Raw genomic sequence first — 25,657 nt, forward strand, 5'->3', positions numbered from 1 at the left:
ATCAATGACGTCAGTCGGGATTCCAGAGGGTGGCTTCACCACTAGACCACCCCGAAGTACGAGTGTAGGCCCTACCTCTCGGCATGTCCGCCGCGGTGTGGCATAACTCGCGCACCGGCGGGACGGCGCGGTGCGGTCTCACGGACGGATACCGTGACCGCCCGAACGCTCTTCGACCAATTTAACGCTCTGCCCCTCCACTGGCCCGTCTCCCGCCGTCCGGACGCTTGTGGCTCACAGTCCGCGACCTCCCGGGACCGCCCGTCGGCGGTGTGAGCCACGAGATAGGGGCGACCCCGTTCGACATCCCCCGAGCGGGCACGCTAATATGGTCAACGTCCACGACGCACAGTGGTGTGCGGGCGTAGCTTAATGGTAAAGCCTCAGTCTTCCAAACTGATGACGCGAGTTCGATTCTCGTCGCCCGCTCCGACAGGCCCGGTCCCCGCGACCGGGCCTTTTTCTTTGCGCGACAAGCGTTCCCCGTATCGGCCCCGGCCCGCCGTTTCCCGCCGGAATGTGGCGACAAACCGCCATGGCGCATTATCGCCGCAGGTCAGGGCTATCCCCCAGCCTTCCGTCCCTGCTAGGTTCAGTGCAAATGACCCAGCCTGGGAGGAACACCATGCAAAGACGAAAACCGCCCTACGCCAGGGCGGCACTCTCCGCCGCCGCGGTCGGCGGCGCCCTCCTCACAGCCGCCGCCCCGGCCTCGGCGACCCCGAGCCCGCTGACGGGCGGCGATTACACCGCGTCCACCTCAGTGACGCTCATCACCGGAGACCGCGCCATAGTGGAGACGGGGCCCGACGGCACCGTGTCCGCGGGCCTGGCCTCTCCGGACGAGGACTTCTACACCCGTGAGATCGCCGGGGACACCTACGTCGTCCCGGTCGAGGCCGCCGGCCTGATCGAGAACGGCACCCTCGACCCCGAGCTGTTCAACGCGACCGGCCTCGTCCGCGCCGGATACGACGACGCCTCCCGCGACACCCTGCCGCTCATCACGACCGGGCCGGCTCCCCGCAGCAGCGCCGTCACGCCCGGCGCCCGTCTCGAGTCCATCGGCGCCAGCGCCATGGACCTCGACAAGGAGGGTGCGGAGGACTGGTGGGACGGTCTCGCCACCGCCCGCTCCTCGAGCGCGAAGATCTGGCTGGACGCTCCCGTGGAGGGCTACGGCGAGCTCGACCCCGCCACCGGCGTTCCGCAGACCGGGGCGCCCGAGGCCTGGGAGGAGGGCCATACCGGTGAGGGAGTCACCGTCGCGGTCCTCGACACCGGTGTCGACGCCGCCCACCCGGACCTCGCCGACCGAGTCGTCGGCGAACGGGACTTCACCGGAACGGGCGACCCGTCCGACGGGGCCGGCCACGGCACCCACGTCGCCTCGACCGTCGCCGGGACCGGTGCCGCCTCCGACGGCAGCCGGGCCGGCATGGCCTACGACGCCGACCTGTTGAACGGGCGCGTTCTCGGTCCCAACGGAGGGCAGGCCTCCTGGATCATCTCCGGCATGGAATGGGCCGCAGAGCAGGGCGCCGACGTGATCAACATGAGTCTCGGCTCCAACTCGCCGACCGACTGCTCCGACCCGATGGCACAGGCCGTCAACGAGATCAGCGCCGCCCACGACACTCTCTTCGTGATCGCCGCCGGCAACGCGGCCCTGCGCGAGACAGTCTCCTCCCCCGGCTGCGCCGACATGGCACTGACGGTCGGAGCGGTCGACTTCGACGGCGGGATCGCGGACTTCTCCAGCCGCGGGCCCGTCCTCGACACCCACGCCGTCAAGCCCGACCTCTCGGCCCCGGGCGTCGACATCATGGGAGCCGCCGCCGGCACGGAGGACTACCGCGCCATGTCGGGAACCTCCATGGCGACTCCGCACGTCGCCGGCGCCGCCGCGCTCATTCGCGACGCCCGCCCCGACTGGAGCGCGCAGCAGATCAAACAGGCGCTCACCTCGTCGGTGAAGGACACCGACGGCAGCGTCTACGCCTACGGGTCCGGAGAGATCCGGGTGCCCGACGCCATCGACACTCCCCTGCAGACGACCGGCAGCGTCTACCTCGGAACGTTCGACTGGCCGCACAGCGGCGACGAGACCGCCGTCGGGGAGATCGTCTACACCAACCCGACCGACGAGGACGTGTCGATGAAGGTCTCGGTCACCGACTTCCAGGGGGCCAACGGCGGCGACATGCCCAAACAGGCGCTGAGACTGTCGGCCAAGAAGATCACCGTCCCCGCCGGGGGCAACGAGACGGTCACCGTGACCGCCACGGACCGCACCAAGAAGGTCGCGGCCGACTCCTACGGCGAGATCGGGGCCCGCGTCGTGGCGACCGACCGCGAGGGACGGACCGCCACCACTTCGGTCGGCTACTGGCTGGAAGCGCATACGGTGGACCTGACGCTCACGGCGCTCGACCGCGACGGCGACGACGCCGCGTACGGTATGGCCGAGTTGTTCGTCATGGACACCGACTACTACGCCGGCTACTACTTCACCGGGCAGTCCGAGACCCTGCGCGTGCGCGCCGGAACGGTGTCCCTCAACGCCTTCGTGCAGAGCCCCGACGGCTCCTACACCTTCATCTCGCACCCGGCGCTGACGCTCGAGGAGGACACCGAGATCGTCCTCGACGCCCGCGAGGGTGAGGAGATCACGGTCGACACCCCGAAGGCGAGCAAATCCGGCGGAAGCACCCTCGCCTACACCAGGTCCGACGACAGGTGGCTGACCCGGGCGGCGGTGTACGCCGGCACCGAGAACGCTCCCATGTACGCCGTGCCCGTCGACGAGAAGATCGACCAGGGCGAGTTCGCCTTCCACCACTTCTGGCGCCTCTACGACGACTCCACCGCCGTGGCCGACTCGCCGTTCGTCTACAACGTCGGATTCGCCAACGAGGGCCGCGTGGAGACCGACCAGTCCTACGAGGTCGACGGGAGCGACCTCGCCGAGGTCACGGAGCGCTTCCACTCGCAGGGCGAGGACGCGGTGTACTGGGACTCCATGCGAGCCGTCCCGGAGGGCCTGGACTTCTTCTTCGCCGGCGCGGGCATGACCCCGGTCAACACGCCCGCCACCCGCACCGCCTACTACCTGGCCGACCTCGACTGGCGCCAGCTGGGAATCGGCTCCGACGACCGCCTGGGCTCCGACATCATGTTCGACCCCACGCGCGACTACGAGGCCGGGAAGTCGTATGAGACCGACTGGAACAGGACGATAGTCAACACGGGCGTCTTCGCCGACGACCACGGCGCTCCCCAGCGGGTGGCCGAACGCCAGGGCGATGTCATCGGGTTCGCCTTCCCGCAGTTCCGCGACTCAGAGGGCCGCCACGGCATCGGCGGCTTCGGTGACGTGGGCAACATTCGCGTCTACGCCGACGGTGAGCAGTTCGGCTCCAACGCCTGGCCCAGCGGCCAGTTCCAGGTCCCGGAGGGCACCGCCCGGGTCGACGCCACCGTCACCCAGCTGAGGATGCGGGACTTCCCGGGCCAGAACCTCGCCCGCGCCACGGAGGCGACGTTCTCGTTCGACCACGCGCCGACCGAGGACGGGGCCGCCGAACCGCTGCCCGTCTTCCTCCCCGACTACCGCCTGCCGGTGGGAATGGACAACCGCGTTCCCGCCGGGTCCGGAGTGGAGGCAGTGCTCGGCGCCCAGGTCCAGGACGGCTACACGCCCGAGATCGTCGCCGCCGAGGCAGAGGTCTGCTACGGCGAGATCGACCTGACGGGCGGCGACGGATGGGACGGCTGCGAATGGCAGTCCGTCCCGGTGGAGAACCGCGACGGCGAGTGGACGGCCGTGCTCGACACGACCGACCATGCCGGCGAGTTCGCCAACTTCCACGTCACCCTGACCGACGCGGACGGCAACAGCGTCGAGGAACGCACCTCGCACCTGTTCGGAATCGCCGCACAGTGACACCCCTCGAGGGCGGCCGCTTCGGCGGCCGCCCGCTCCTGCTCAGTTCCCATCCGCCATACTCCTTTGACATGGAACTGTCTGCCCTCGGCCTCTCACCCCTCCAGGAACGCCTCTACCGGACCCTGGTGGACGTCGGCCCCCACACCTCCACGCTCCTGGCCGACCGCCTCTCCCTCACCGAGGACGACATCTCCCCCTCCCTCGGCAGGCTCTCCGACCTCGGACTGGTCCTCCCCCACGACGGCCGCTGGGCCGCCTCCGCTCCCGAGCCCGCCCTGCGGGCGCTCCTCAACAACCGGCGCGACGCCCTGAGCCGGGCGGAAGAGGCGGTGGCCCGCCTGGCCGAGGCGTTCCGGCACTCGCCCTCGGCGGGTTCCATCCGCGACCTCGTCGAAGTCGTCAGCGGGACCGACGCCGTACGGCAGCGGTTCATCCAGGTGCAGCGCAGCGCCGAGGACCTCCTGCAGGCCTTCGTCAAACCGGAGCACGTCGCCATCTCCGCCGCCGACAACAGCGCCGAGGGCGAGGCGCTGGAACGCGGCGTCGAGTACCGCGTGGTCGTCGAACGAACCATGTTGGACCGTCCGGGCGTCGTCACCGACATACGCGAGACCATAGCCGCCGGAGAGCGGATCAGGGCCGTCGACTCGCTACCCCTGCGCATGGTCATCGCCGACCGGTCGCTGGCCCTCGTACCGCTCTCCGCGGTGGGTGAACCCGGAGCCGTCGTCGTCCATGCGGGAGGACTGCTAGACGCCCTCGTGGCGCTCTTCGAGTCCACCTGGGACCGCGGCTACGACCTGGCCCTGGACCCTGCCGGACAGGGTACCGAACATGACGCACTCGACCAGGGGATCATCACGCTCCTGGGACAGGGGCTCGGGGACAAGCAGATCGCGCGCCAGCTGGAAGTCTCACCGCGGACAGTGCAGCGGCGCCTCCGGCAGTTGATGGACACCGCCGGGGCCTCCACCCGCTTCCAACTCGGCCTGTGGGTGGGCCGGCAAGCCGGAGACCACGCCGCGGACTCCAGCACCTGACGTCCTCACCCGCCCGCCGAACACGACCGACCCGCCCTTCGGGGGCGACGGTTCCCGGGTCCGACGGCGACCGCGTCGCGCCCCTACGGCGAGCACCGGCCGGGGCCAGGAGGCCTGAGACCGGGACCGATGTCGGTCCGCCGCTGTAGCCTGACACCATGACCGCCGCCCGCATCTCCGACGAACAGCGCCGCCGGCTGCTCACCGTCCGGCACCGCCTCGCCCCCGACCGGCGCGCCGCCACCCCGGAGGAAGTGGCCGACAGCCTCGTCGCCCTCCACGCCACCGACCCCGCGAGCGTCTACCTCAGCCTGGCCGCGCGCCTCCGCGAGCCGGATCTGAACGCCATCGATCACGCCCTCTACCGCTCGGGCGCCCTCACCCGCCTCCACGCAATGCGCCACACCGTGTTCGTGTTCCCCGGTGACGTCGCCCGGAACGCCTACCGGTCCACCGCCCACAACGTCGCCTCCCGCGAGCGCCGTGCCCTGGCCAAACTCGTGGAGGACAACGGCCTGCCGCTCTCCATCGTCGACGAGGCCCGCGACGCCGTCCTGAAAGCCCTGGAAAAGGGGCCGATGACCGGTGCGGAACTGGTCAAGACCGATGCCGTGCTCCGCACTCCCCTCCTGAGCGCTCGTGGCAAGAGCTACGAGAGCAGGCAGTCGCTCGGTTCCCGAGTCGTGCGCAGCCTCGGCATCGAGGGAGTGCTGGTCCGCGGCCGTCCCCGGGGTTCGTGGACCGGGAGCCTGTTCACCTGGATGGTCGGCGATGAGCCCGGACCGCAGGACCGCGCGGAGGCCCAGGCCGAGCTGGCGCGACACTGGCTCAGGTCCTTCGGCCCGGGCACCGAGGCGGACTTGAAATGGTGGACCGCGTGGACCGTCGCCGACACCCGCAAGGCCCTGTCTTCTGCCAGCGCCGTACCCGTCGAGCTCGGCGTCGGGGCGGGATTCGCGCTTCCGGAGACCCTTGACGCCCTCGACGACGAGACGCCGCCGTCCGCGGCGCTGCTACCCGCTCTCGATCCGACTCCCATGGGGTGGAAGGAGCGGGACTGGTACCTGGCGGAGGAGGTCAAGGCGCCTTTGTTCGACAGGAACGGCAATATCGGCCCCACCGTCTGGTGGGACGGCGCGGTCGTCGGCGGCTGGGCCCAGCGACCCGACGGAGAGGTCGTCTGGAGGGCCCTGGCCGATATCGGAGCTGAGGCCGAGGCCGCCGTGGCCTCCGAGGCCGAACGGATCGCCGCGTTCATCGGTCCGGAACGGATCACCCCGCGCTTCCGCACACCGCTCGAAAAGGAACTCGCCAAAGCCTGACACAAGTGCGCACGGCACTGGCTCAGAAACGCGGCCACGCTCGCGCACACCGCCGCGCCGCCGTGCGTCCGCTCGACTCCCGAACGAGGCCTTGCCGAGGCCGAACGCCGGAGCCTGCGCCCGCCGAGCACGACTGCGCCCGGAGACTCCGCCGACTCGCCGTCGCACCCGTAGGCGCACTGGCTCCAGGTCCGACTCGAGAGCTAGCCCATGGTGCGGGCCGCGCCCTTAGGCTCACTGGCTCCTGCCGGCTCCCGCTCGGACGCCTCCCAACCGTCCAAATCTTGTGCGGCTCGGTGCCAAAATCTGATCCCGAACAGGATTGGCCTGCCGTGGCGCGGTCGGTCTACTCGAGGCGGTACCACCACCGGCAAAGCGGGCTTGCACGGTTTCCTTCGCGCGAATTCAACGTCTTCCCTGCAACTGCAGGATGACGGAGGAACACGGGTCCCCAAAGCGCCTCCTCAACCGTTCGCGCTCGGCTTCCCCCGACTGGAGGAGCACTGACGGACTCTAGGGAATATGCACCGTCTCAGAAGCTCGCAGAGGCGGCAAAGGTCGGCCACATTCTCCCTGTCGACGTTGGCCGATTCCAGCAGGCGCTCTTCCGCTCTTTCCGCCTACCGCCCTCGTCACGCAAAACCGTGTGACCGTCCGACCGTCCGACCGTCCGACCGTCCGACCGTCCGACCGTCCGACCGTCCGACCGTCGACCTAACCGCGCAACGGCCAGCGGACAGGCGATCGTGTCGTTAAGCTGTGCTCGAGATGAACGATTCGCCGCAACGAAGAGGCGGTCGCGCGTATCCCGACTCGCAGGGAAAGGTGGGCAGTACATGGCCTTCGGAGGAAGCGCCGAACCCCAGGGGGTTCTCACACCGTTGACCTCTTCCGCGCTGTTCCTCGTGGCGACGGTTCGCCCCGGAGGCGAGCGCCAGATCCACAACCTGGTTGCCGATGTGTCCGCGCTGCAGCGTTCAGTCGGATTCCGCTCGGCTCCGCAGTCCCTGACCTGCGTCACCGGATTCGGCTCCGAAGTCTGGGATCGCCTCTTCTCCGGACCCCGCCCCTCTCAGCTCAGGCCCTTCACGCCCCTCCAAGGTTCCGTGCACCAGGCCCCGTCCACTCCCGGCGACCTGCTCTTCCACATACGTGCCGACCATCAGCATCTCTGCTTCGAATTCGTAGCCGCGCTCTCCGAACGTCTGGCCGGTGCCGTCGACATTGTCGACGAAGTGCAGGCCTTCAGGTATTTCGAGCAGCGGGACCTACTGGGATTCGTCGACGGCACCGAGAATCCCACCGGGGCGTCGGCCGACAGCGCCGCCCTGGTCCAAGGAGGCGCCTTCGCAGGCGGGTCGTACGTCGCCGTCCAGAAGTACCTCCACACCATGGGCGAATGGAACGCCCTTCCCGTCGAAGAACAAGAGCGCGTCATCGGACGCACCAAGCTGTCCGACATCGAACTGCCCGACGACGTCAAACCCTCCAATTCCCACGTGGCTCTGACGACCGTCACCGACGACAACGGAGAAGAACGGGACATCGTCCGGTTCAACATGCCCTTCGGCTCGCCCGGTCGCGACGAGTTCGGCCTCTACTTCATCGGCTATTCCGCAACGCCTGACGTCACGGACACCATGCTGCGCAATATGTTCGTCGGCGACCCGCCCGGCAACCACGACAGGGTGCTGGACTTCTCGATCGCGTTGACGGGAACCCAGTTCTTCGCTCCTTCGCAGGACTTCATGGACGATCCACCGCCACTTCCAGCGCCGGGCACTGCCGACGCGGTGGTCACGGCGATCGGAGACAGCTCCGCAGCGGACCCCGCGGTTCCGGCCGGAACCGAGGCCATCGCCGTCGGTGCGGCTTCCGGTGAAGGGAGGGCGGCCGGTGCCGACGGCGCAGTCTCCGGTGCAGAACGCACGGCCGGTATCTTCAGCGCGGCCCACGACGAAGGGATCACCGCCGGTGCCTTCAGTACGGCGTCGGACGAACAACCCAAATCCAGCAACTACAGTGCCGCGACCGGCGCAGAACCCACACCCGACGCCTTCAGCGCGGCTACCGGCGGCGAGTCCCCCGCCGACTCCGTAGTCGCCTCCACGGACTCCGGAGCAGATTCCACACCGGAGCTCTTTCATAACGCGGCACGTTGTTCCGAGGAGACCTCGTCCACGGCGAATGCCACCGCACACGATCATTCGCTCCCCATAGGCGACTTGAAAGCGAGAGAGTCATGACCGTCGACAACCTGCACCGCGAACTGGCCCCGATCAGCAACGCCGCCTGGCAGTCGATCGAAGAGGAGGCCACTCGCACCTTCGCCCGCCACGTCTCCTGCCGCAGAGTGGTAGATGTGAACGGCCCCAAAGGTACGGCGTCCGCTTCCGTCACCACAGGCCATGAGCACCGGATCGACCCGCCCGCCGAGGGCGTACAGGCCTTTCTCCGAGAGGCCCAACCGCTCGCCGAGCTCCGCGTTCCGTTCAAGGTGGCCCGTCAGGAGATCGACAACGTCGAGCGCGGCGCGGAGGACTCGGACTGGTCGCCCGTCATGGACGCCGCGAAACGCCTGGCGTTCACCGAAGACCGGCTCGTCGTGGACGGTTACGACCCCGCCGGCATTACCGGAATTCGGCGGGACTCCTCCAACGAGGCGATCGCCCTCCCGGAGAGGGTCACCGAATACCCCAATGCCGTGGCGCAGGCGGTGAGCCGTTTGCGTCTGGACGGAGTCGGCGGACCTTACACGCTGCTGCTGAGCGCCGAGGCCTACACGGCGGTCTCAGAGACCACCGACGAGGGCAATCCGATCCTCGATCACGTCAAACGCATGACCAAGGGGGAAATCCTCTGGGCGCCCGCCATCTCAGGCGCGCTGCTGCTCAGTGCCCGCGGCGGCGATTTCGCACTGACTCTGGGACAGGAGGTCTCCATCGGATACCTCTCCCATGACTCGGAGAACGTCGAACTGTACTTCACCGAGACGCTGACCTTCCAGTCCTTCACCTCGGAAGCCTCCGTTTCCTTCCGGTGACCCACTGCTGCGCGCGGTACGGGGCTCCGCGACGGCTCGTCACGGAGTTTCTGTGCCGCTCCGCCGGTCACGGCCTCCGCTCCGCCGGACACAGGCTCCGCTCCGTCAACCGCCGGCTCGGCCGGTCACTACCTCCACCTCGCCGGTCACAGGCTCGGCCGCTAACAAACTCGGCCGGCCACAGGCTCGGCTCCAGCGTGCGATGCGGAGCAGGCGCGGAATCGCCTCGACAGCCTGCGATTGCCCTTACCTCATACGAACAATCCCTTCGTCATGCGCGTCGTACGGACTCCCCTAGCCGTCATCCGGATGCTCCATAAGCTCATTCGGCCATCTCCTCTCCGATCAGTTCTCGCAAGGCGGCCACATGCCCCTTGAACGCTCGTATACCCTCGTCGGTCAGTCTCACCGACGTTCGCGGCCGACGCCCGACGAACTCCCGTTTGACCTCCAGGTATCCAGCGTCTTCCAGGGTCGACAGTTGTTTGGAGAGCGCCGAGTCCGAAAGCCCCAGCTCCTCTCGGACCAAGCGGAATTCCGCCCAGTCCAACGGAGCGAGGAAGGACACCAGCGACAAGCGAGTGGGAGCGTGGATCAGGGGGTCGAACCCCGGACCCATCCCGGCGGCCGTCACGCGGGCGCCCCGTCACTGCCCAGCCGCCGCAGCGCCCGTCGCCGGACCATGGCCTGAAAAGGCACCCCGCCGACCGCGATCACCACCGCCAACAGCGACATCGCCACGAAGTTGGAGTCGAAGGCGATCTTGGCGCCCAGGTAGACGCTCAGGGCCACGAAGATCGCACCCCCTACGTAGGCCCATCCTTCTCTCTTCGTGGCGTACGTCGGCCTGGCGGCGGCCGTCTGCCGTTGCGTGACCTTGCGGACCACGATCCCGAAAATGGCCGCAAAGGCGATAATGGCGGCGAAGACAGTACTGACCTCGAGCGGGAAGCCATAGCTCTCGCCGATCGGTTCGGAAAGCGCGATCAAGCCCCCGCATGTGATCAGGGCGCCGGACAGGCTGGCGAAGTACCACCAAGGCGTGTCGAAGGCGGCGTTGACCGCCGCGCGTTCGCGGCGCCTGCTGTCGTCGAGCGCCGCGATCGCCTGCTCGGGCGTGGGCATCTCACCGGTGTTCTCATCCATGCCCTAGAGGCTATCAGTCACTTTCCTGGTTGGCAAGTAGTGAGCGAAGGGAAAATACTTGCCGTCCAGTTGACACGGCGGGCATAGAAAAGGGGTGCGCGCCCCGATGTCCCTTCCGGAACGCGCACCCCGCACTATTTCGAAGAAGGCTTCTGTGCCGACCGAAACCAGGGTAGACCGCCCGTGCCAATGAGCACCCGCCACGAAGACGCCCCCGGGAACGACCGAGAAACTGCCGAACGACGGTCGAACGACAATCGGCTGACGACGTGGCAGTTCACCTCATAGACGCCGCCGGAGTCGCAAAGGGTTGCGCCAGGGCCGGTACCGAAGGGAGGCGCATCGGGAACGCGCGCTGCGTCCGGGGAAACGCCCCTCGTCTCAAAGCCAACCACTGCGCTTGAAGCCGCGGTACATGAAGAGGCATATCACCACCATCACCGCCAAGACCAGCGGATACCCGAAGGCCCAGTGCAACCCGGGCAGGTTGGTGAAGTTCATTCCGTAGACCCCGGCCACCGCGGTGGGTACGGCGATGATGCCAGCCCAGGCGGAGATCTTGCGCATGTCATTGTTCTGCCACAGGGAGATCTGGCTGTTGTGGGCCTGCAGGACCGCCTGGAGGAGACTCATGGTCGAGTCCAGCGTGGTGCTCACCCGGAGGATGTGCTCGGCGACGTCGCGAAACCCCGGCCGGGCCAATTCGTCGACGCGGACGTTGCCCCGGATCACCTGACGCGCGAACGGTACCAGGGGCCTGACCACCGAAGTGAACTCGAGCCCCTCCCTCATGAGCATGTAGATGGGAGCGATGAGCTCGGTGCGCTCCTCGGAGAACACCTCCTTCTCCAAATCCTGGACGTCGTCTTCGAAGTCCTCCACCGCCACCTGGTAACGGTCTACGATGTTGTCCAGCAATCCGTACAGGACACCCCACCCGGCCTCGGCACGGACCTCTTCATCGGAGCTGATCCGGTTGACGACCGCCCCGGTCGGGTCCGAACCGCCGTGCCGCACCGTCAGGACCATGCGCCCGTCGGTGTAGCAGACGAAGTCCCCGGTCTCGACCTGCCGCGTGTCCTCGACGTACCAGAGGGTCTTGAATACGAAGCGCCACGTGTTCCCTTGAATCTCGACGGAGGGCCTGCGGTGGGGTTCGACGGCCGCCTCCACCCCGTCCGTGGACAGGCCGAGAAGCTCGAGCGCCTCGGCGACAGTGGACCCGTCCGGGTCGTTCAGCCTCACCCAGAGAAACCCGGCGCCGGGCAGCGTCTCCGTCGCTCTTCGCAGGTCGTCGAGGCCGCCTTCCCCTTCATCGAGGCCATCGGGGCCGACCACCGAGTACGGAATGCGGTCTCTCCTACCCACAGCGCCCCCTTTCTCCGAAGAGTCTAAGAGCGCTGTCGCCGTCGGGTGGGCCATTGCCGCTGAATCGTTCGTCGGCCCTCCCGCACGGCAGTCGGACGGGGTCGGTCGATGCCGGCCCCGCCTCCTTTACTCGTGGGTGTGTCTCTGCTGCGCCAATCCGTAGACGAAGCCCGCCACGATGCCGAAGATGAGGTGGCCCATCAGCGATTTCCACTGCATCGCCCCCACCTCGAAGATCATGTCGGGCATGCTCAGAAAGGCCGGCATGAGGATCAGTCCGCCCAGCACCCACCAGACGGCTCCCCACATCATGCCCATGATCGTCGACCGGGTCAAACCGCGTGCGGCGACCCCGAACAGCAGGCCGAAGGCACCGCCGATGAACGCGGAGATCACCAGGTGGACGATCCAGCCCACCGCGGTCGACTGACTGCCGACCAACTGCGCGACCAGCGGGATCATGCCCTCTATCTGCATGAGCACGCCGAAGAACACACCGCCCGCGACACCGGCGAAGCCGCCGGTGACCGTCCGCCCGATCACGCCCGGATGAGCGACGGGCATACTGGGACTAGCTGTAGTCATGTTTCCTCCCGTGTCAGTCCTCAATTCTCAACGTAACAGGAGGAACACACCTAGTTAGTGATGATGCTCACAATGATTGACGGGAAGGGCGAAGTAATCGCTCAAGCCTGGTCGGGCGCCATGATCGCGCAGGTCAACCGTGCGGTGGCCAAGCGCTTGTCGTTCTCGTCTGTCACGGCGATCTCGTAGGTGGCGACGGTGCGGCCCTCGCGAGCGGGCGTGGCCACGGCGGTCACGTAACCGTCCCGCGCCGAGCGGTGGTGGGTGATGTTGAGGTCCACGCCCACCGCTCCCTTGCCGGGCCCGGCGTGTAGCATGGCCGCGACCGAGCCGACGGTCTCCGCCAGGGCCGCGGTCGCGCCACCGTGCAGAAGCAGGTACGGCTGCGTATTGCCCTCGACGGGCATACGCCCCACGACGCGCCCCGGCTCGGCCCACTCAATGTCGATACCGAGACGCGCACCGAGCTCGCCGGCGCTGAACAGTTCGTTCAGGTCAAAGCCCGCTTCCTTCCATTCCTGGAGCACGAAGTCGGGGAAGATTCCGTTGGCATTGGTTTCCACCGCATCAGCCTACCAAGCGGTAACACCCGCTGATAAGGCACCGCTCCGCAGCTCGGCTCCGGTCAAAACACCGTAGACCACCGTGTTCTCCACATAGCTGTCCGCGTCGTAGTCGAAGGCCCCGCCGCAGGTGATGAGGCGGATCTCGGAACCGGGACCGGGTTCGAAGACCTCCTCATAGGGGAAGGACTCCTTCGGATAACTGGCGATCTCGGTGACCGTGAAGGAGGCTTCCGTCCCGTCGCGCCTGTCGACGGAGACGGTATCACCTACGTCGAGGTGGCGCAGGTCGTAGAAGACCGCCGGGCCCCTGCGCTCGGAGTCCACGTGCCCCACGACGACCGAGATGCCCTCGGCGCCCGGGTAGGAGCTCTTGTTGAACCAGGCGGTCTGGTTCGACCTGAACAGGGGCGGCGCGCCTATGTTCCCGTGCCGGTCGAGCCCCACCCGCCCCACTTCGGCGTCCACTCCGATCGAGTCGATCGCGATCCGCTTCGGAGTCGAGGGAGGCAGGGTCAAGTCCTTCCCCTTCGCCACGTGCTCCTCCAGTTCCTCCTGGGACATCGCTTGGTCGCGCGGCCTGTCGATGCCCCATTCGGGGCCCGAGAGGTCGACATTGCGCACCACCGCGAACAGCCCCATGGCCACCAGGGAGACCGCCACTATCAGGGCGCCGGCGCGGGAGCCTCCCCCGCGCCGGCCGCCGACTCGCTTGACTCCCATGGGTCACGCCTCCGGCTGCGCCTTGCGCCTCCTCAGCGCGTAGTAGGCCAGCAGCCCTCCGGCGCCGACCGCCGCGGCTCCAGCGCCGACCATGGCGGGGTCGCCCTCCGCCAGGGCGAGGGCTCCGCCGCCGCCGGCCTCGGAACCGCCACCGCCGGTCACGACCAGGTTGTCCGAACCTGTGTCGTCACCGCACTTGACGGTGACCGTGTAGGTCCCCGCGGTCATGCCCTGCGGAATCGTATAGGACCCCGACGAACTGGTCTCGCCCTTGACGTGCTCGAGGGTCACGGTCTGGCCGCCGACCGTGGCCGTCCCGTCCGTGCTGCAGGTCAGCGCCGTAATATTGACGACGGTTCCCGGCGCCGCCGTGTTGGGCGAGATGACCATGCCTATGGCCCCCGCCGAAGCCGGACTGGAGAGCACCAGCGCCATAGCTCCGCCTGCGGCCGCGGCGGTGAGGGTATGCTTGGCTTTCACGTCGAAGCCCCTTCCTCGGTTGTAGTTTGATAACCACGTTCGAACCTAAAGGGACTCCTTGCGCGTTGCAGCGCTTTGCCGAAAGCGTCGCCGACTACCCTTCTCCATCAAGGACAGAACCCGCTGAATCGAACACACCTGTAATCACGTAAACCCGGATACCGCTTTGACAGCCGGTCGGGCACCGCGTAGCTTCTAGGCCATGCTGATACGCCATGAGCGGCCCGACGACGCCGACGCCATCGCCGACCTGCACCTCGCCGCGTTCGGAGAACACGGGACAGTGGTCAACCGCATCGTCGAACGCGTTCGCGAGCTGGAGGAACCGCTCTCCCTGGTCGCCGCCGACGGCGACCGCGTCATCGGACACGTCATGTTCTCCACCGGATGGATCGACGCCGACAGAGAACTGGTGGCCGTCAAGGTACTCAGCCCGATCGGAGTCCTTCCCGACCGGCAGCGCGAAGGCGTCGGCGCCGCGCTCATCGAAGAAGGTGTCAAAGAACTGACAGAACAAGGGATCCCACTCGTCGCGCTGGAAGGCGATCCCCGCTACTACCGTCTCAGAGGCTTCCGCGCGGCATCGGAACTCTTCCTCAAACGGCCGTCGAAGAGGATCCCCGAACAGGCCTTCCAAGTCCGCGAACTGGCCGAGTACCGGACCTGGATGACCGGACGCGTGGTCTACTCTCAGGCGTTCTGGGAGACCGATTCCGTAGGTTTCAGGGACTGACCCTTCCGGGTCCACCGCACTGCCGCCGCCCCTCCGCCGGCGAAGGCCAACGCGACGACCAGCGAGATCCAGAAACCCGCCGTCCCCGGTTCCAGGGCCTTAGCCCCCAGCGTCGCGTACACGGCAGTGCTCGGAGCAGCTCCGATCGCAGTACCCGACGAGAAGGTACCCAACCGCATCGTGCTCAATCCGTACGCATAGCTGACCAAGCCGAACGGCGCCACCGGGAGCAGCCGGGCGGCAACCACTCCTACGAGCCCCCATTCGGCGAGCTTCTCTCCCCCGGAACGCGTCCACCGTTGCGACGAGGCGAGCTCCCGGCCCAGCAAGCGGGCCGCCGCGAAAGCCGCGACGCCGCCGACGAGTGCTCCCGCCAGTATCGCCACGGTCCCCACCGCGGGCCCGAGCAGGAGGCCGCCTCCGGCGGCGAGCAGCGAGCGCGGGACCAGGCCGAGAACCAGAAAGGCCGTCAGACCGCCCGCCACAGCGGCCGACTCCCAGCCGCTGCCGCGAAGCTCGGCCAAGTCGGGCGGGCCGAACGTCCATGCCCCGAGTGCGGCGGCAACGACTACCACCACTAGGGCGGCGAATTTGACGTAGGAAAGCGGGAGGCGCACCCAGTCATTATCCGGGCCGCTCTCCCGCCCTCACAGCCCGGGCGGCGGCTGTCCACCACCCGGACGCGCGGTCTACGTTTGCGCCGCCTGGCGGACAGCCGCGGCCACGTTCGGGGCCACGCGCGGGTCAAGAGGCGAGGGGACGATCTTGCCCTCCGCCAGGTCGTCGCCCACGACGTCGGCGATCGCCTGCGAAGCCGCCAGCTTCATCTCGTCGGTGAACGTCGTCGCTCCGGCGTCGAGCGCGCCGCGGAACAGGCCGGGGAACGCGAGGACGTTGTTGATCTGGTTGGGGTAGTCGCTGCGGCCGGTCGCCACGATCGCCGCGTGGCGGTGGGCGACGTCGGGCTCCACCTCCGGGGTCGGGTTCGCGAGGGCGAAGACGATCGCTCCGTCCGCCATCCTCGCGACGGCCTCTTCCGGGATGCTGCCGCCCGAGACGCCGACGAGCAGGTCGGCACCGTCGAGGGCCTCGTCGATTCCGCCGGTCAGCCCGGCCTTGTTCGACTCCTCGGCGAGTTCGGCCTTCATGCCTTTCAGGCCCTCCCTGTCGAGGCCGAGGATGCCCCGGGAGTCGAGGACGGCGACGTCGCCGATGCCCGCCGCGAGCAGGATCTTGGTGATGGCCGTGCCGGCCGCTCCGGCTCCCACGACGGCCGCTCGGACGTCCCCGAGCTCACGGCCCTGTAGTTTGAGGGCGTTCCGGAGTGCCGCCAGCACCACGATCGCCGTGCCGTGCTGGTCGTCGTGGAACACGGGGATGTCGACCTCGGCGTCGAGCCTGCGCTCGATCTCGAAACAGCGGGGCGCCGCGATGTCCTCCAGGTTGATGCCGCCGAACGACGGTGCGATGGCCTTGACGGCCGCGACGATCTCGTCGACGTCCTTGGTACCGAGGCAGATGGGGATGGAGTCGACGTCCGCGAACTTGCGGAAGAGGCCGGACTTCCCCTCCATGACCGGCAGCGACGCGGCCGGGCCGATGTCCCCGAGGCCGAGGACTGCGGTTCCGTCGGTCACGACGGCCACCGTGTTGGAACGCCACGTGTAGGTGTCGGCGAGCTTCTCGTCCTGCGCGATCGCCTCCGACACCTGGGCGACGCCCGGGGTGTAGGCGATGGAGAGGTCCTCGACGGTCTCCAGTTCGACGGTGGTCTGGGTTCTAATCTTCCCGCCCTTGTGGGCACGGAAGATCTCGTCCTTCTCTATGTTCATGGTTGTCTCTCAGATGAGTGCAGTGGAACACGACGCGGTACCCGCTTCTCCTGGGCGAATACCGCCGCTCCGAGTTCGGGAGAGTTCCAGATTCGATCCGGTGATCCTCCGGGTGCGTGTGTCGCCACCCAGCCTAGGCCCGCGACCGTGATTCCAGTGGTAACCGGAGAGAACGCGGTCGCGTGTACCGGCTCGACCGCAATGGCGGCCATGGCCGTTTTCAGCCAGGTCGCCCATCATACGGGAATTCGGGCGCGAAGTCACTCCCGCATACCAGCATGTAGACGTACGATCATCCTACATTTGGTCCGGAGCCTCGATTCCCAACAGCTCAAGGCCTTTCGCCAGCGTCGCCTTCGCCCATTCGAGAAGCGCGATCCTGTTGCCCCGCGCCTCCGGGTCCGCTTTCAGGACCGGGTTCGCCCCGTAGAATGCGGTGAACTCCTTCGCCAGCGTGAAGAGGTACTCGGCGATCCGGTGCGGTTCACTCGCCTCCGCGGCCTCGGCGACCACGCGTCCGAAGTCGTCCAGGCGCAAGATGAGCGCCCGTTCCTCGGCGCTCATAACGATGCCCGTACTGACCTTGCCGGCCTCTCCCGCCCGGGCCAGGATCGAGCATATCCGCGCGTGGGAGTATTGGAGGTAAACACTGGTGTTTCCCTGCAATTCCGTCATTCTCTCCACATCGAAGACATAGTCCTTCACCCTCGACGTCGACAGGTCCGCGTACTTGACCGCGTCGATTCCGATCCTGCCGGCGGCCTCTTCGGCCTCGTCGAGCAGGCTGTTCAACGTAACCGACTTGCCGGCCCTCGTCTTGAACGGTTTACCGTCGGGGCCCATGACCGTGCCGAACGGAACGTGCACCGGCCGACAGGACTCGAGCCATCCGGCCCGGCGCGCGATCGCGAAGACCTGCCTGAAGTGCAGTGCCTGGCGGTGGTCCACCACGTAGAGCACGAGGTCCGCGCCTTCGATGGAGCGCTGCCGGATCGTGGCCAGGTCCGTCGCCCCATAGCCGTAGCTGCCGTTGGCCTTGCGCACTATGAGGGGGACCGGGTTGCCGTCGGGGCCCTTCTCTCCCTCCACGTACCCGACGATCGCCCCATCGGACTCCTCCAGGATTCCCTTCTCCAGCAGCTCGTCGACCACGGCGTCCAGGTGGTCGTTGTAAGTCGACTCGCCTGCCAGGTGTTCGGGGCGCAGGCTCACTCCCAGGCGGTCGTAGGTCTCCTGGAAGGCCCGGGCCGACACGTCGACCAGCTCTCGCCAAACCGCCAGCGTCGACTCGTCGCCCTTCTGCAGCAATGACACACGGTCACGCGCCCGCGCCGCGAACTCGGCCTCCTCATCGAACACCCGCACCGCCTTCTTGTACAGCGCGTTCAGCTGCGAGATGCCTTCATGCCACTCGGCTCCCGAATTCTCCTCCAGGTACTGGATGAGCATGCCGAACTGGGTGCCCCAGTCGCCCACGTGGTTCTTGCGGACGACCTCGGCGCCCACCGCTTCCGCCATGTGCGCCAGTGCGTCACCGATACAGGTCGACCGCAGATGGCCTACGTGCATTTCCTTCGCCACGTTGGGTGCCGAGTAGTCGATGTAGACCTTTTTGCCCGCCCACGCCTGCGGCACACCTGCACCTTGCTCGGCGACCTGCCGCCACAACGCCTTCGTAGGCAGGTTCAGATTGATGAAGCCCGGACCGGAGACCTCGACGGCTTCGAACAGGTCGCCGGCCATCGCCTCCACGGCATCCGCGGCCACCTCCCGAGGGTTCCGTCCAGCCTTCTTCGCCGCCGGAAGTGCGCCGTTCGCCTGGAAGTCCGCGAACTCGCTTCGTCGCACCACCGCCTCCGCCCCGCTCGGGACGGACTTCCGGAGGGCCTCCACCACAACGGCTTCGACCAGGTCGGACAGCGGTACTACGTTCACGATGTCGCCTTTCAAACTCGACCAAGCTACATCACCCTAGGCAAGACCCTAAGGTTCCGACCAGCTTAGCGACCAATCGCTCCTCAAGTCATGTCATTTCTCTGCCATGAATCCATGCCTCCAGGTAGCCTTCATACTCATATGTCTCAATCAAGAAGTAGGTAGATCACTCTCTGCATCCCTCGTATCCGTGGACTGTTCGATATATGATCGCTCTCATGAGCAAACGAACCTCACCCCCTGCCCCTGAGCTGGGCTCCACGGCGATCCGCAGTGAACTCAACGCTCTCTACGGAGGCGGTGCCATCAATGGCATAGCGACAACGCCTAAGACCGATGTCATCATGCTCTTCTCAGATCCGATCAAAGGCGAGAAAAGTGGCTATATCGATGGCGCAATCAATAACCCCCACGAGGAGCTCATCTTTGAATACTCTGGTGACGGCCAGACCGGAGATCAAACTTTCGTTCGAGGAAACAAATATGTGTTGCACCACCGAGAATACGGACTTCGACTTTTTCTCTTTCGAGCGGTAGGTTATCACAACGGAACTGCAACACGGACTCACTGTTTTATTGGAGAGTTTGAGCTTGATCCCGAAGAGGAACTGCGATTCCGTTACGCACGAAGCAAGGACAAAGATGGAATACCTCGAACCAGCATCGCATTCTTGCTTCATCCCGTAGGGGACTATTATAATGGAATTGATCTCACGAAGCCTGACAGCGAAGGTCTTGACACTGCTGATATTCCGCTTCCCCTCACGATCCCAGGCCCAGATAAGGCTGAAGTCAAGAACTCTCCCGTCGAGCAAGCCAACGCCCACAAGGTCCATAGAAGGTCTCCAGGTGCGACGGTAGCCTATAGGAACGAGACGCTCCTTGTCCACCGGTTCGGAAGACAGCTCGAACAGAAAGACCATGAAGTTGGCTCCAAAATCATCAAGATACCCGGTGCCAATGGAACGCTTCGGGCCGATATCTTTGATGCAACTGAAGACACGCTCTACGAGGCCAAGAGTGGAACATCGCGAAAGCACGTTAGGGAAGCGGTCATTCAGCTCTTGGATTATCAGCGTACCGTTCATGCTGAACGACTTTGCATTCTTCTCCCCAGCCGACCAATCGATGACCTGATAGATCTCGCTCATCAGGTTGGAGTAGACGTAGTATATGAAGATGATAATTCGTTCGAACGCATAAACTCGGGCCAGTCCCCAAATATCACGTAATCACCCTCGTACAAGAAAATAGAGGTTGGACAAACAACCTTGGAGGCAAATAATTACAATGTAGACAGACAGCGACACGCTTGCATGACATGATGTCCAAAGGCCCCCCGGCCAGGATTCAGAGAGGCCGGCAGACATGTTCCATCGAACGTCGATGATGGCGGCAATCGCCGCAGCGGTACTGACCTCACTGCTCCTTTCGGCTCCCGGTTCGGCACAGAACCCGGAGATGCCGTCGGAGGGGTGGGAATGGACCGAGACGTGGGACTGGGTCGAGGACGAGCACACGAAGGCGGCACAAGCCGAGCAGGAAGACCTGCTAGAGAAGATGAACCCCGACTTGGAGTTCACGCCGGGATCGACGGTGCACCGGGCACAGCAGTACACCGACCCGGACCGGGACAACAGGGTCATCCGGATGTTCTACGGCGACTGGGTCGTGGAGGGGCGGCCCGAGGCGGTGGGTGTCTTCACGGTCCTACCGGGAGGATGGAAGCCGGGGGTCAAGTACGGGGAATGGGACCCGTCGCGCCTGATCCACTGTCCGGACGCGGAATACGAGGTGACGTGCGAGAAGGGCGTGCGACAGGAGTACCGCTGGGCATACGTGGAGACGAAGTGGCACATCCAGGCGGTGAAGTTCCTGCGGGACGGATCGGCGGTCTCGGTCGTCTGGTACACGATGGGCTCCGAGGAGATCGAGGCCGATGTGGACCAAGTCATGGAGTTGACGGAAGCGATCGGAACAGTACCCGTATGGAAGGCTTGGTGGAGTGACTTCACCGAGTCGGTGCGGGTAGCTGAGGGGACTTCCGCCGGCAGTTGAGGGCCACGGCCGGTGGAAGAACGAGGAGTGGGCCGCTGGTGGTTCGGAGCGCCGATGGATCTCCGGACAAGAACGGTAGACGCCGACGGTTCAGGACGCGATGGCGCCCCGGACCGAAGGCGGGTCACCAGCTCTTGTCGCCGTTGTCCTCGTCCCCGGCCAACAGGCGGCGGATACCGTCCTCGACATCCTCATGGCAGACGAAGACCAGCTCGTCGCGCGGCTCGAGCGTGTCGGCCGGAGAGGGCGCGATGACGCGAGCGCCGCGGAGGATCGCCACGAGGGCGGCGTCGCCGGGCAGGTCCAGTTCGTCGACGGTGGAGCCGACGTGGGGATTGTCGGGGGCAAGGGTGAACTCGACGAGGTTGGCCTGGGACTGGCGGAAGGTCATGAGCCGGACGAGGTCGCCGATGCTGACGGCCTCTTCGACGAGGGCGGCGAGGAGGCGGGGCTTGGAGACGGAGACGTCCACGCCCCACTCCTTGTTGAAGAGCCACTCGTTCTCGGCGCGGTTGACGCGGGCGACGACGCGGGGAACGGCGAACTCGGTCTTGGCGAGGAGGCTGACGACGAGGTTGACCTTGTCGTCCCCAGTGGCGGCGACGGCGACGTCGCAGGTTTCGAGGGCGGCCTGCTGGAGGCTCTCGAGCTCGCAGGCGTCGGCGAGCATCCACTCGGCCTCGGGGACGCGCTCGGGTTTAAGGACGGAGCGGCGCTTCTCCATGAGAAGAACCTGGTGGCCGTTCTCGATGAGCTCGGACGCGATGGAGCGGCCCACGTTGCCGGCTCCGGCGATGGCGACTCTCATGCCGTTCCTCCTCGGCTGGTGCGGTGCTGGTCGTTCACTGCTCTCCTCCGGGCGGGGGCGCGGCGGCGATGGCCTCGACTTGGCCGGCCTCGGCGTCGCCGACGAAGAGGCAGACCTTGTCGCCGTCCTGGAGGACCATGGAGGCTGTAGGGAGGGTGGCCTTACCGAAACGCTGCACATAGGAGACGCGGTGTCCGGTGGAGCGTTCGAGGTCGGCTACGGGGTGCCCGATCCAGTCCTCGTGGAACTGGAGTTCGACGAGGGAGAGGGTGGCGGAGGGGTCGCGCCAGAGGTGGCTCTGTTCGCGGGGCAGGAGTTGACGCAGGAGGCGGTCGGCGGCCCAGCGGACGGTGGCGATGGTGGGGATGCCGAGTCGCTCGAACACCAGTGCGCGTTTGGAGTCGTAGATGCGGGCGACGACGTTCTTGACGCCGAAGTGCTCGCGGGCGACGCGGGTGGCGATGATGTTGGAGTTGTCGCCGGAGGAGACGGCCACGAAGGCGTCGGCCCGGGCCGCTCCGGCCTTGGCGAGGACCTCGCGGTCGAAGCCGTTGCCGCGGACGGTGATCTGATCGAAGTCCGGACCCAGGCGCTGGAACGCGTTGGGGTCCTTGTCGATGATCGCCACGGTGTGCTCGCGTTCGGCGAGGCTGCGCGCGAGGCTGGCCCCCACGCGACCGCAGCCGAGGATCACCACGTGCACTGAGCGCCCCCACTTTCCGAGGGGCCGGGCCCCTCGCTCGAACGGTCGATGTCGGAAATGACAACATACGGTGTCGTCCACTCAATGTTACGGGCTAATCTGTGGAGCGTGGCCCGGTCCCTATCAATGTTCAAACGGCTCATAATCGGCCTGCCTCTGCGCAGCGACCGAGACAGCTCCCTGTCCTTGTCCAAGCGGTACGCCATCCCCCTGCTGGCGGTCAATCCGATCTCGTCGCTCGCCTACGCCCCCGAGCAGATCTTCCTCGTGCTGGCGGTGGCCGGCTCGGCCGCCTACACCTTCACCATCTGGATCGGACTGGCGGTGGCGGTGGTGATGCTGTCCGTCATCGCCTCGTACAGGTACACGGTCCAGGCGTACCCGGGGGGCGGTGGGGACTACCGCGTGGTGCGCGCGAACTTCGGCCCCGGAGCGGGCTACCTCGCGGCGGCGGCGCAAGTCCTCGACTACGTGCTGACGGTGGCGGTCTCGACGGCGGCGGCGGTGAGCAACTTCGCCTTCATCTGGCCGTCGATCCGGGACCACCGGGTGCTGATGTGCGTTCTCATCATCGCCGCGCTGACGGCGTTCAACCTGCGCGGGTGGCGCGTGTCGGGCAAGCTGGCGGCGCCCCTGACGCTGCTGTTCATGGTCGCGATCGTGGGGATCATCGCGGTGGGCTTCACCCGCCTGGCGATGGGAGAGCAGCTGGAACCCCCCTCGGCGGCCTACGTCTCGGTGGGGGAGGCGGCCCACTGGTCAGGGGCGGCGATCTTCGTCCTGGCGGCCAGGGCGTTCGCGACCGGCTCGATCGCGGTGTCGGGTGTGGAGACATACACCAACCGCGTGGCGTTCTTCCGCCCGCCGAAGGGCCGCAACGCGGCCATCGCGCTCAGTATCGTGGGCGCCACGACGATCCTGTTGTTCGTGGGCCTGGTGTACCTGGCCTACCTGGTGGGGGCCCAGCAGTCGAGCGACCCGCACGCGCAGTTGACGGGGATTCCGGAGGACTTCGTCCAGACCACACTGATAGGACAGTTGGCCTCGGCGGTGTTCTTCCCCTACGGGTGGATCGCCGACGTGTCCATGTTCGCCATCGGTGGCGTGCTGGTGCTCGCGGCGAACACGGCGTTCGTGGGCTTTCCGAGGCTGGCGTCCATCCTGGCGTCCGACTCGCTGCTGCCGAGGCAGCTGCACAAGCGCGGCGACCGGTTGGTCTACTCGAACGGGATCCTGGTGCTCGCGGTGACCGCGGCGGCCCTGACGGCGATCTTCTCGGCCAGTTCGTACCGGTTGATGGCCCTGTACGTGGTGGGCGTGTTCCTGTCGATCATGCTGACCAACGCGGCGATGAACCGCCACTGGAGCCGGATCCTGACGGTGGAGCGGGATCCGAGGAGGCGGTCGAGGGCGAAGCGGGCACGGGCCATCGCCCTGGTCACCACGGTGATGGCAGGGCTCATCCTGTTCGTGGTCACGGTGGGCGAGTTCCGAAGGATGTCGTGGATCGCGCTGGTCGTGATCGCGGCGAACGTGGCCCTCATGTGGTTCATCTCTCGCCACTACGGAGAGGTGGCCGACGAGTTGGCCGTTCCGGTCGGCAAGAGTCGGAACCCGGCCCGCAACCACGCCGTGGTGCTCGTCTCGCACTTGAACCGGCCCGCGTTGCGAATGATCGCCTATGCGCAGGCCACGCGCCCCGACACTCTGACGGCGCTGACGGTCAACGTGGACAACGCCGACACGCGCAACGTCGTCTCGGACTGGGAGGCGAGGCGCATGAAGGTCCCGCTGACGGTGCTCGACTCGCCGTACCGGGAGATCACGGGCCCGATCATCGACTACGTGAAGAAGCTGCGGCGCGAATCGCCGAGGGACGTGGTGACGGTATACCTACCTGAATACGTCGTCGGCCGCTGGTACGAGCGCATCCTGCACAATCAATCGGCCAAGAAGATCCGCACGCGGCTGCGCTACGAGCCGGGCGTCATGGTCACCACGGTGCCCTGGCAGCTGGCCTCGAGCGAGAACCGCGACCTCGACCGACTCGACAAGGACATCCGGCGCCGCCGGTGAGCCGGGCCTGTATCCGAAAAGGGAGCATTTTTGTGATTGTGACTGTAGACGACATCGCCGCCGGCGGCCACTGCGTGGCGCGAGTGGACGGCGAGGTGTACTTCGTCCGGCACGCGCTGCCAGGGGAGAAAGTCCGCATCAACGTCCTCGAGCGGAAGAAGAAGATCGCCTTCGCCGACGCGGTGGAGATCCTGGAGCCCTCCCCCGACCGGGTGGAGGCGCCCTGCCAGTGGGCCGGCCCGGGCCGCTGCGGCGGCTGCGACTTCCAGCATGTCGAGCCCGGCGCCCAGCGGCGTCTGAAGGCCAGGGTGCTGACGCAGCAGATGGAGCGCATCGGCAAGGTGGAACCGGAGCTGCTGGCCGCGCTGGCGAAGGCCGAGGGCCACGAGGAGCTCACCGTGGAGGAGCTGCCGGGCGGGCCCCTGCGCTGGCGCACCCGCATGCAGTACGCGGTGGGCAAGGACGGACGCGCTGGCCTGCGGTCGCACCGTTCGTCGAACATCGTCCACATCGACGACTGCCTGATCGCCTCGGAGCGCATCAGCGAGTCCGACGTGCTGGAGAAGAAGTGGTACCGCTCCTCCGGCAAGGAGTCCCGCGGGCGCCGGGACAACCAGATCGGCGCAGTGGGAGTGGTCGACTCGGACGAGGACGACCTGAGCGTCTACACCCAGCGCTCGCGAACCGCCGCGACGCGCCTGGTGAAAGGCCCCAAGGAGATCTTCCAACACGTCGGGGACCACCAGTTCGACATGAACTACGACGGCTTCTGGCAGGTGCACCCGGAGGCGGCCGGCGCGTTCCTGGACTGCGTCCTGGAGTTCACTCGGCCGCAGTCGGGCGAGGCGGCCTGGGACCTCTACGCCGGCGCGGGCCTGTACGCGGCGGCGCTCGCCGACGAGGTGGGCCGCGGCGGCCGAGTGGTGGCCGTGGAGAACAACGAGGCGGCGAGGACGGCCGCCAACCTGGCCGACTTCGACAACGCCGGCGCCATCGTGGGCGATGTGGCCGCGACGGTCGGCGCGCTGGGCGGTGTCGACGTTGTCGTGCTGGACCCCACGCGCGCGGGAGCGGGACGCGAGGTCGTCGAGCGGGTGGCGGAGGCCGGGCCGCGTGCGGTCTGCTACGTCGCCTGCGACGCCGCCGCGCTGGCGCGGGACGCGCAGACGCTGCGGGGCCTGGGTTACGACCTGACTCGCATGAGGGCCTTCGACGCCTTCCCCATGACGCAGCACTTCGAGACGATCGCCCTGTTCGAGAAGGGCGAGTAGCGGGTTCGGGCCGTCGGGTTCC

21 protein-coding genes, 1 tRNA gene and 1 pseudogene are annotated in these 25,657 nt (G+C 66.7%); 11 read left to right on the forward strand and 12 right to left on the reverse strand.

The features are described 5' to 3' along the window. The first annotated feature begins 358 nt into the window (after nucleotides 1-358). From ACFTE1_RS12535 to ACFTE1_RS12560, 6 genes and pseudogenes are all read left to right on the forward strand, one after another. A tRNA-Gly gene (locus tag ACFTE1_RS12535) sits at nucleotides 359-429 on the forward strand. 196 nt (nucleotides 430-625) lie between these two features. Next, complete coding sequence (locus tag ACFTE1_RS12540) at nucleotides 626-3,946, forward strand: S8 family peptidase (RefSeq protein WP_380622784.1); 3,321 nt, start codon at nucleotides 626-628, stop codon at nucleotides 3,944-3,946. Nucleotides 3,947-4,017: 71 nt separating this feature from the next. Further along, complete coding sequence (locus tag ACFTE1_RS12545) at nucleotides 4,018-4,989, forward strand: helix-turn-helix transcriptional regulator (protein ID WP_380622782.1); 972 nt, start codon at nucleotides 4,018-4,020, stop codon at nucleotides 4,987-4,989. Nucleotides 4,990-5,147: 158 nt separating this feature from the next. After that, nucleotides 5,148-6,311, forward strand: a complete 1,164-nt coding sequence (locus ACFTE1_RS12550) for a winged helix DNA-binding domain-containing protein (protein ID WP_380622780.1) — start codon at nucleotides 5,148-5,150, stop codon at nucleotides 6,309-6,311. 836 nt (nucleotides 6,312-7,147) lie between these two features. After that, a pseudogene (locus ACFTE1_RS12555) lies at nucleotides 7,148-8,200 on the forward strand (Dyp-type peroxidase); the annotation flags it as partial. Nucleotides 8,201-8,553: 353 nt separating this feature from the next. Further along, the gene (locus ACFTE1_RS12560) at nucleotides 8,554-9,354 is read left to right on the forward strand and encodes a family 1 encapsulin nanocompartment shell protein (RefSeq protein WP_380622778.1); all 801 of its coding nucleotides are present in this window, start codon (nucleotides 8,554-8,556) and stop codon (nucleotides 9,352-9,354) included. A gap of 322 nt (nucleotides 9,355-9,676) precedes the next feature. On the opposite strand, the gene ACFTE1_RS12565 is transcribed toward ACFTE1_RS12560, so the two are convergent. The 7 genes from ACFTE1_RS12565 to ACFTE1_RS12595 form a co-directional block, all read right to left on the reverse strand. Next, nucleotides 9,677-9,973 (reverse strand): winged helix-turn-helix domain-containing protein, encoded by a 297-nt coding sequence (locus ACFTE1_RS12565; RefSeq protein ID WP_380623114.1) that lies wholly within the window; start codon nucleotides 9,971-9,973, stop codon nucleotides 9,677-9,679. An 11-nt stretch (nucleotides 9,974-9,984) separates the two neighbouring features. Continuing rightward, nucleotides 9,985-10,500 carry a hypothetical protein gene (locus ACFTE1_RS12570; protein ID WP_380622776.1) on the reverse strand — a complete coding sequence of 172 codons (516 nt, stop codon included), beginning with the start codon at nucleotides 10,498-10,500 and terminating at the stop codon, nucleotides 9,985-9,987. 381 nt (nucleotides 10,501-10,881) lie between these two features. Beyond that, nucleotides 10,882-11,868, reverse strand: a complete 987-nt coding sequence (locus tag ACFTE1_RS12575; protein WP_380622774.1) for a magnesium and cobalt transport protein CorA — start codon at nucleotides 11,866-11,868, stop codon at nucleotides 10,882-10,884. A gap of 126 nt (nucleotides 11,869-11,994) precedes the next feature. Next, nucleotides 11,995-12,453, reverse strand: a complete 459-nt coding sequence (locus ACFTE1_RS12580) for a hypothetical protein (RefSeq protein ID WP_380622772.1) — start codon at nucleotides 12,451-12,453, stop codon at nucleotides 11,995-11,997. Nucleotides 12,454-12,554: 101 nt separating this feature from the next. Then, nucleotides 12,555-13,016, reverse strand: a complete 462-nt coding sequence (locus ACFTE1_RS12585; protein WP_380622770.1) for a PaaI family thioesterase — start codon at nucleotides 13,014-13,016, stop codon at nucleotides 12,555-12,557. Nucleotides 13,017-13,025: 9 nt separating this feature from the next. Then, nucleotides 13,026-13,739 carry a class F sortase gene (locus tag ACFTE1_RS12590; RefSeq protein ID WP_380622768.1) on the reverse strand — a complete coding sequence of 238 codons (714 nt, stop codon included), beginning with the start codon at nucleotides 13,737-13,739 and terminating at the stop codon, nucleotides 13,026-13,028. 3 nt (nucleotides 13,740-13,742) lie between these two features. After that, nucleotides 13,743-14,219, reverse strand: a complete 477-nt coding sequence (locus tag ACFTE1_RS12595) for a hypothetical protein (RefSeq protein ID WP_380622766.1) — start codon at nucleotides 14,217-14,219, stop codon at nucleotides 13,743-13,745. Nucleotides 14,220-14,421: 202 nt separating this feature from the next. Here ACFTE1_RS12595 and ACFTE1_RS12600 point away from each other — a divergent pair, with 202 nt between their 5' ends. Then, nucleotides 14,422-14,952: a GNAT family N-acetyltransferase gene (locus ACFTE1_RS12600; protein WP_380622764.1), complete on the forward strand. Its 531-nt coding sequence runs from the start codon at nucleotides 14,422-14,424 to the stop codon at nucleotides 14,950-14,952. Here ACFTE1_RS12600 and ACFTE1_RS12605 read toward each other — a convergent pair. From ACFTE1_RS12605 to argS, 3 genes are all read right to left on the reverse strand, one after another. Then, the gene (locus ACFTE1_RS12605; protein ID WP_380622762.1) at nucleotides 14,910-15,530 is read right to left on the reverse strand and encodes a TVP38/TMEM64 family protein; all 621 of its coding nucleotides are present in this window, start codon (nucleotides 15,528-15,530) and stop codon (nucleotides 14,910-14,912) included. The genes ACFTE1_RS12600 and ACFTE1_RS12605 overlap by 43 nt on opposite strands. Before the next feature lie 111 nt (nucleotides 15,531-15,641). After that, on the reverse strand, nucleotides 15,642-16,784 hold the full coding sequence (locus ACFTE1_RS12610) for an NAD(P)-dependent malic enzyme (protein ID WP_380622760.1): 1,143 nt from the start codon (nucleotides 16,782-16,784) through the stop codon (nucleotides 15,642-15,644). A 297-nt stretch (nucleotides 16,785-17,081) separates the two neighbouring features. Beyond that, entirely contained in the window at nucleotides 17,082-18,719 is a 1,638-nt protein-coding gene (argS, locus tag ACFTE1_RS12615) for an arginine--tRNA ligase (protein ID WP_380622758.1), read from the reverse strand. A gap of 218 nt (nucleotides 18,720-18,937) precedes the next feature. Here argS and ACFTE1_RS12620 point away from each other — a divergent pair, with 218 nt between their 5' ends. Together ACFTE1_RS12620 and ACFTE1_RS12625 are read left to right on the forward strand one after the other, a co-directional pair. Then, nucleotides 18,938-19,951, forward strand: a complete 1,014-nt coding sequence (locus ACFTE1_RS12620; protein ID WP_380622756.1) for a hypothetical protein — start codon at nucleotides 18,938-18,940, stop codon at nucleotides 19,949-19,951. Nucleotides 19,952-20,087: 136 nt separating this feature from the next. After that, a complete protein-coding gene (locus ACFTE1_RS12625; protein ID WP_380622754.1) occupies nucleotides 20,088-20,777 on the forward strand; it encodes a hypothetical protein in 690 nt (229 codons plus the stop codon). Between the two features lie 124 nt (nucleotides 20,778-20,901). Here the strand turns inward: ACFTE1_RS12625 and ACFTE1_RS12630 are convergent, their stop codons facing one another. Together ACFTE1_RS12630 and ACFTE1_RS12635 are read right to left on the reverse strand one after the other, a co-directional pair. After that, a complete protein-coding gene (locus tag ACFTE1_RS12630; protein WP_380622752.1) occupies nucleotides 20,902-21,585 on the reverse strand; it encodes a potassium channel family protein in 684 nt (227 codons plus the stop codon). A 34-nt stretch (nucleotides 21,586-21,619) separates the two neighbouring features. Beyond that, nucleotides 21,620-22,288: a potassium channel family protein gene (locus ACFTE1_RS12635; RefSeq protein ID WP_380622750.1), complete on the reverse strand. Its 669-nt coding sequence runs from the start codon at nucleotides 22,286-22,288 to the stop codon at nucleotides 21,620-21,622. A 108-nt stretch (nucleotides 22,289-22,396) separates the two neighbouring features. Here ACFTE1_RS12635 and ACFTE1_RS12640 point away from each other — a divergent pair, with 108 nt between their 5' ends. Then, nucleotides 22,397-24,364, forward strand: a complete 1,968-nt coding sequence (locus ACFTE1_RS12640; RefSeq protein WP_380622749.1) for an APC family permease — start codon at nucleotides 22,397-22,399, stop codon at nucleotides 24,362-24,364. Nucleotides 24,365-24,402: 38 nt separating this feature from the next. After that, on the forward strand, nucleotides 24,403-25,635 hold the full coding sequence (locus tag ACFTE1_RS12645; RefSeq protein ID WP_380622748.1) for a class I SAM-dependent RNA methyltransferase: 1,233 nt from the start codon (nucleotides 24,403-24,405) through the stop codon (nucleotides 25,633-25,635). Nucleotides 25,636-25,657 lie beyond the last annotated feature (22 nt).

Origin of the sequence: Salininema proteolyticum, assembly GCF_042685645.1 — a bacterium.
GTDB classification, from domain to species: domain Bacteria; phylum Actinomycetota; class Actinomycetes; order Mycobacteriales; family Micromonosporaceae; genus Salininema; species Salininema proteolyticum.

Coding starts and splice junctions, on each gene's coding strand:
- ACFTE1_RS12540 (WP_380622784.1), top strand. CDS start 626: ATGCAAAGACGAAAACCGCCCTACGCCAGGGCGGCACTCTCCGCCGCC.
- ACFTE1_RS12545 (WP_380622782.1), top strand. CDS start 4,018: ATGGAACTGTCTGCCCTCGGCCTCTCACCCCTCCAGGAACGCCTCTAC.
- ACFTE1_RS12550 (WP_380622780.1), top strand. CDS start 5,148: ATGACCGCCGCCCGCATCTCCGACGAACAGCGCCGCCGGCTGCTCACC.
- ACFTE1_RS12560 (WP_380622778.1), top strand. CDS start 8,554: ATGACCGTCGACAACCTGCACCGCGAACTGGCCCCGATCAGCAACGCC.
- ACFTE1_RS12565 (WP_380623114.1), bottom strand. CDS start 9,973: ATGGGTCCGGGGTTCGACCCCCTGATCCACGCTCCCACTCGCTTGTCG.
- ACFTE1_RS12570 (WP_380622776.1), bottom strand. CDS start 10,500: ATGGATGAGAACACCGGTGAGATGCCCACGCCCGAGCAGGCGATCGCG.
- ACFTE1_RS12580 (WP_380622772.1), bottom strand. CDS start 12,453: ATGACTACAGCTAGTCCCAGTATGCCCGTCGCTCATCCGGGCGTGATC.
- ACFTE1_RS12590 (WP_380622768.1), bottom strand. CDS start 13,739: ATGGGAGTCAAGCGAGTCGGCGGCCGGCGCGGGGGAGGCTCCCGCGCC.
- ACFTE1_RS12600 (WP_380622764.1), top strand. CDS start 14,422: ATGCTGATACGCCATGAGCGGCCCGACGACGCCGACGCCATCGCCGAC.
- ACFTE1_RS12610 (WP_380622760.1), bottom strand. CDS start 16,784: ATGAACATAGAGAAGGACGAGATCTTCCGTGCCCACAAGGGCGGGAAG.
- ACFTE1_RS12620 (WP_380622756.1), top strand. CDS start 18,938: ATGAGCAAACGAACCTCACCCCCTGCCCCTGAGCTGGGCTCCACGGCG.
- ACFTE1_RS12625 (WP_380622754.1), top strand. CDS start 20,088: ATGTTCCATCGAACGTCGATGATGGCGGCAATCGCCGCAGCGGTACTG.
- ACFTE1_RS12630 (WP_380622752.1), bottom strand. CDS start 21,585: ATGAGAGTCGCCATCGCCGGAGCCGGCAACGTGGGCCGCTCCATCGCG.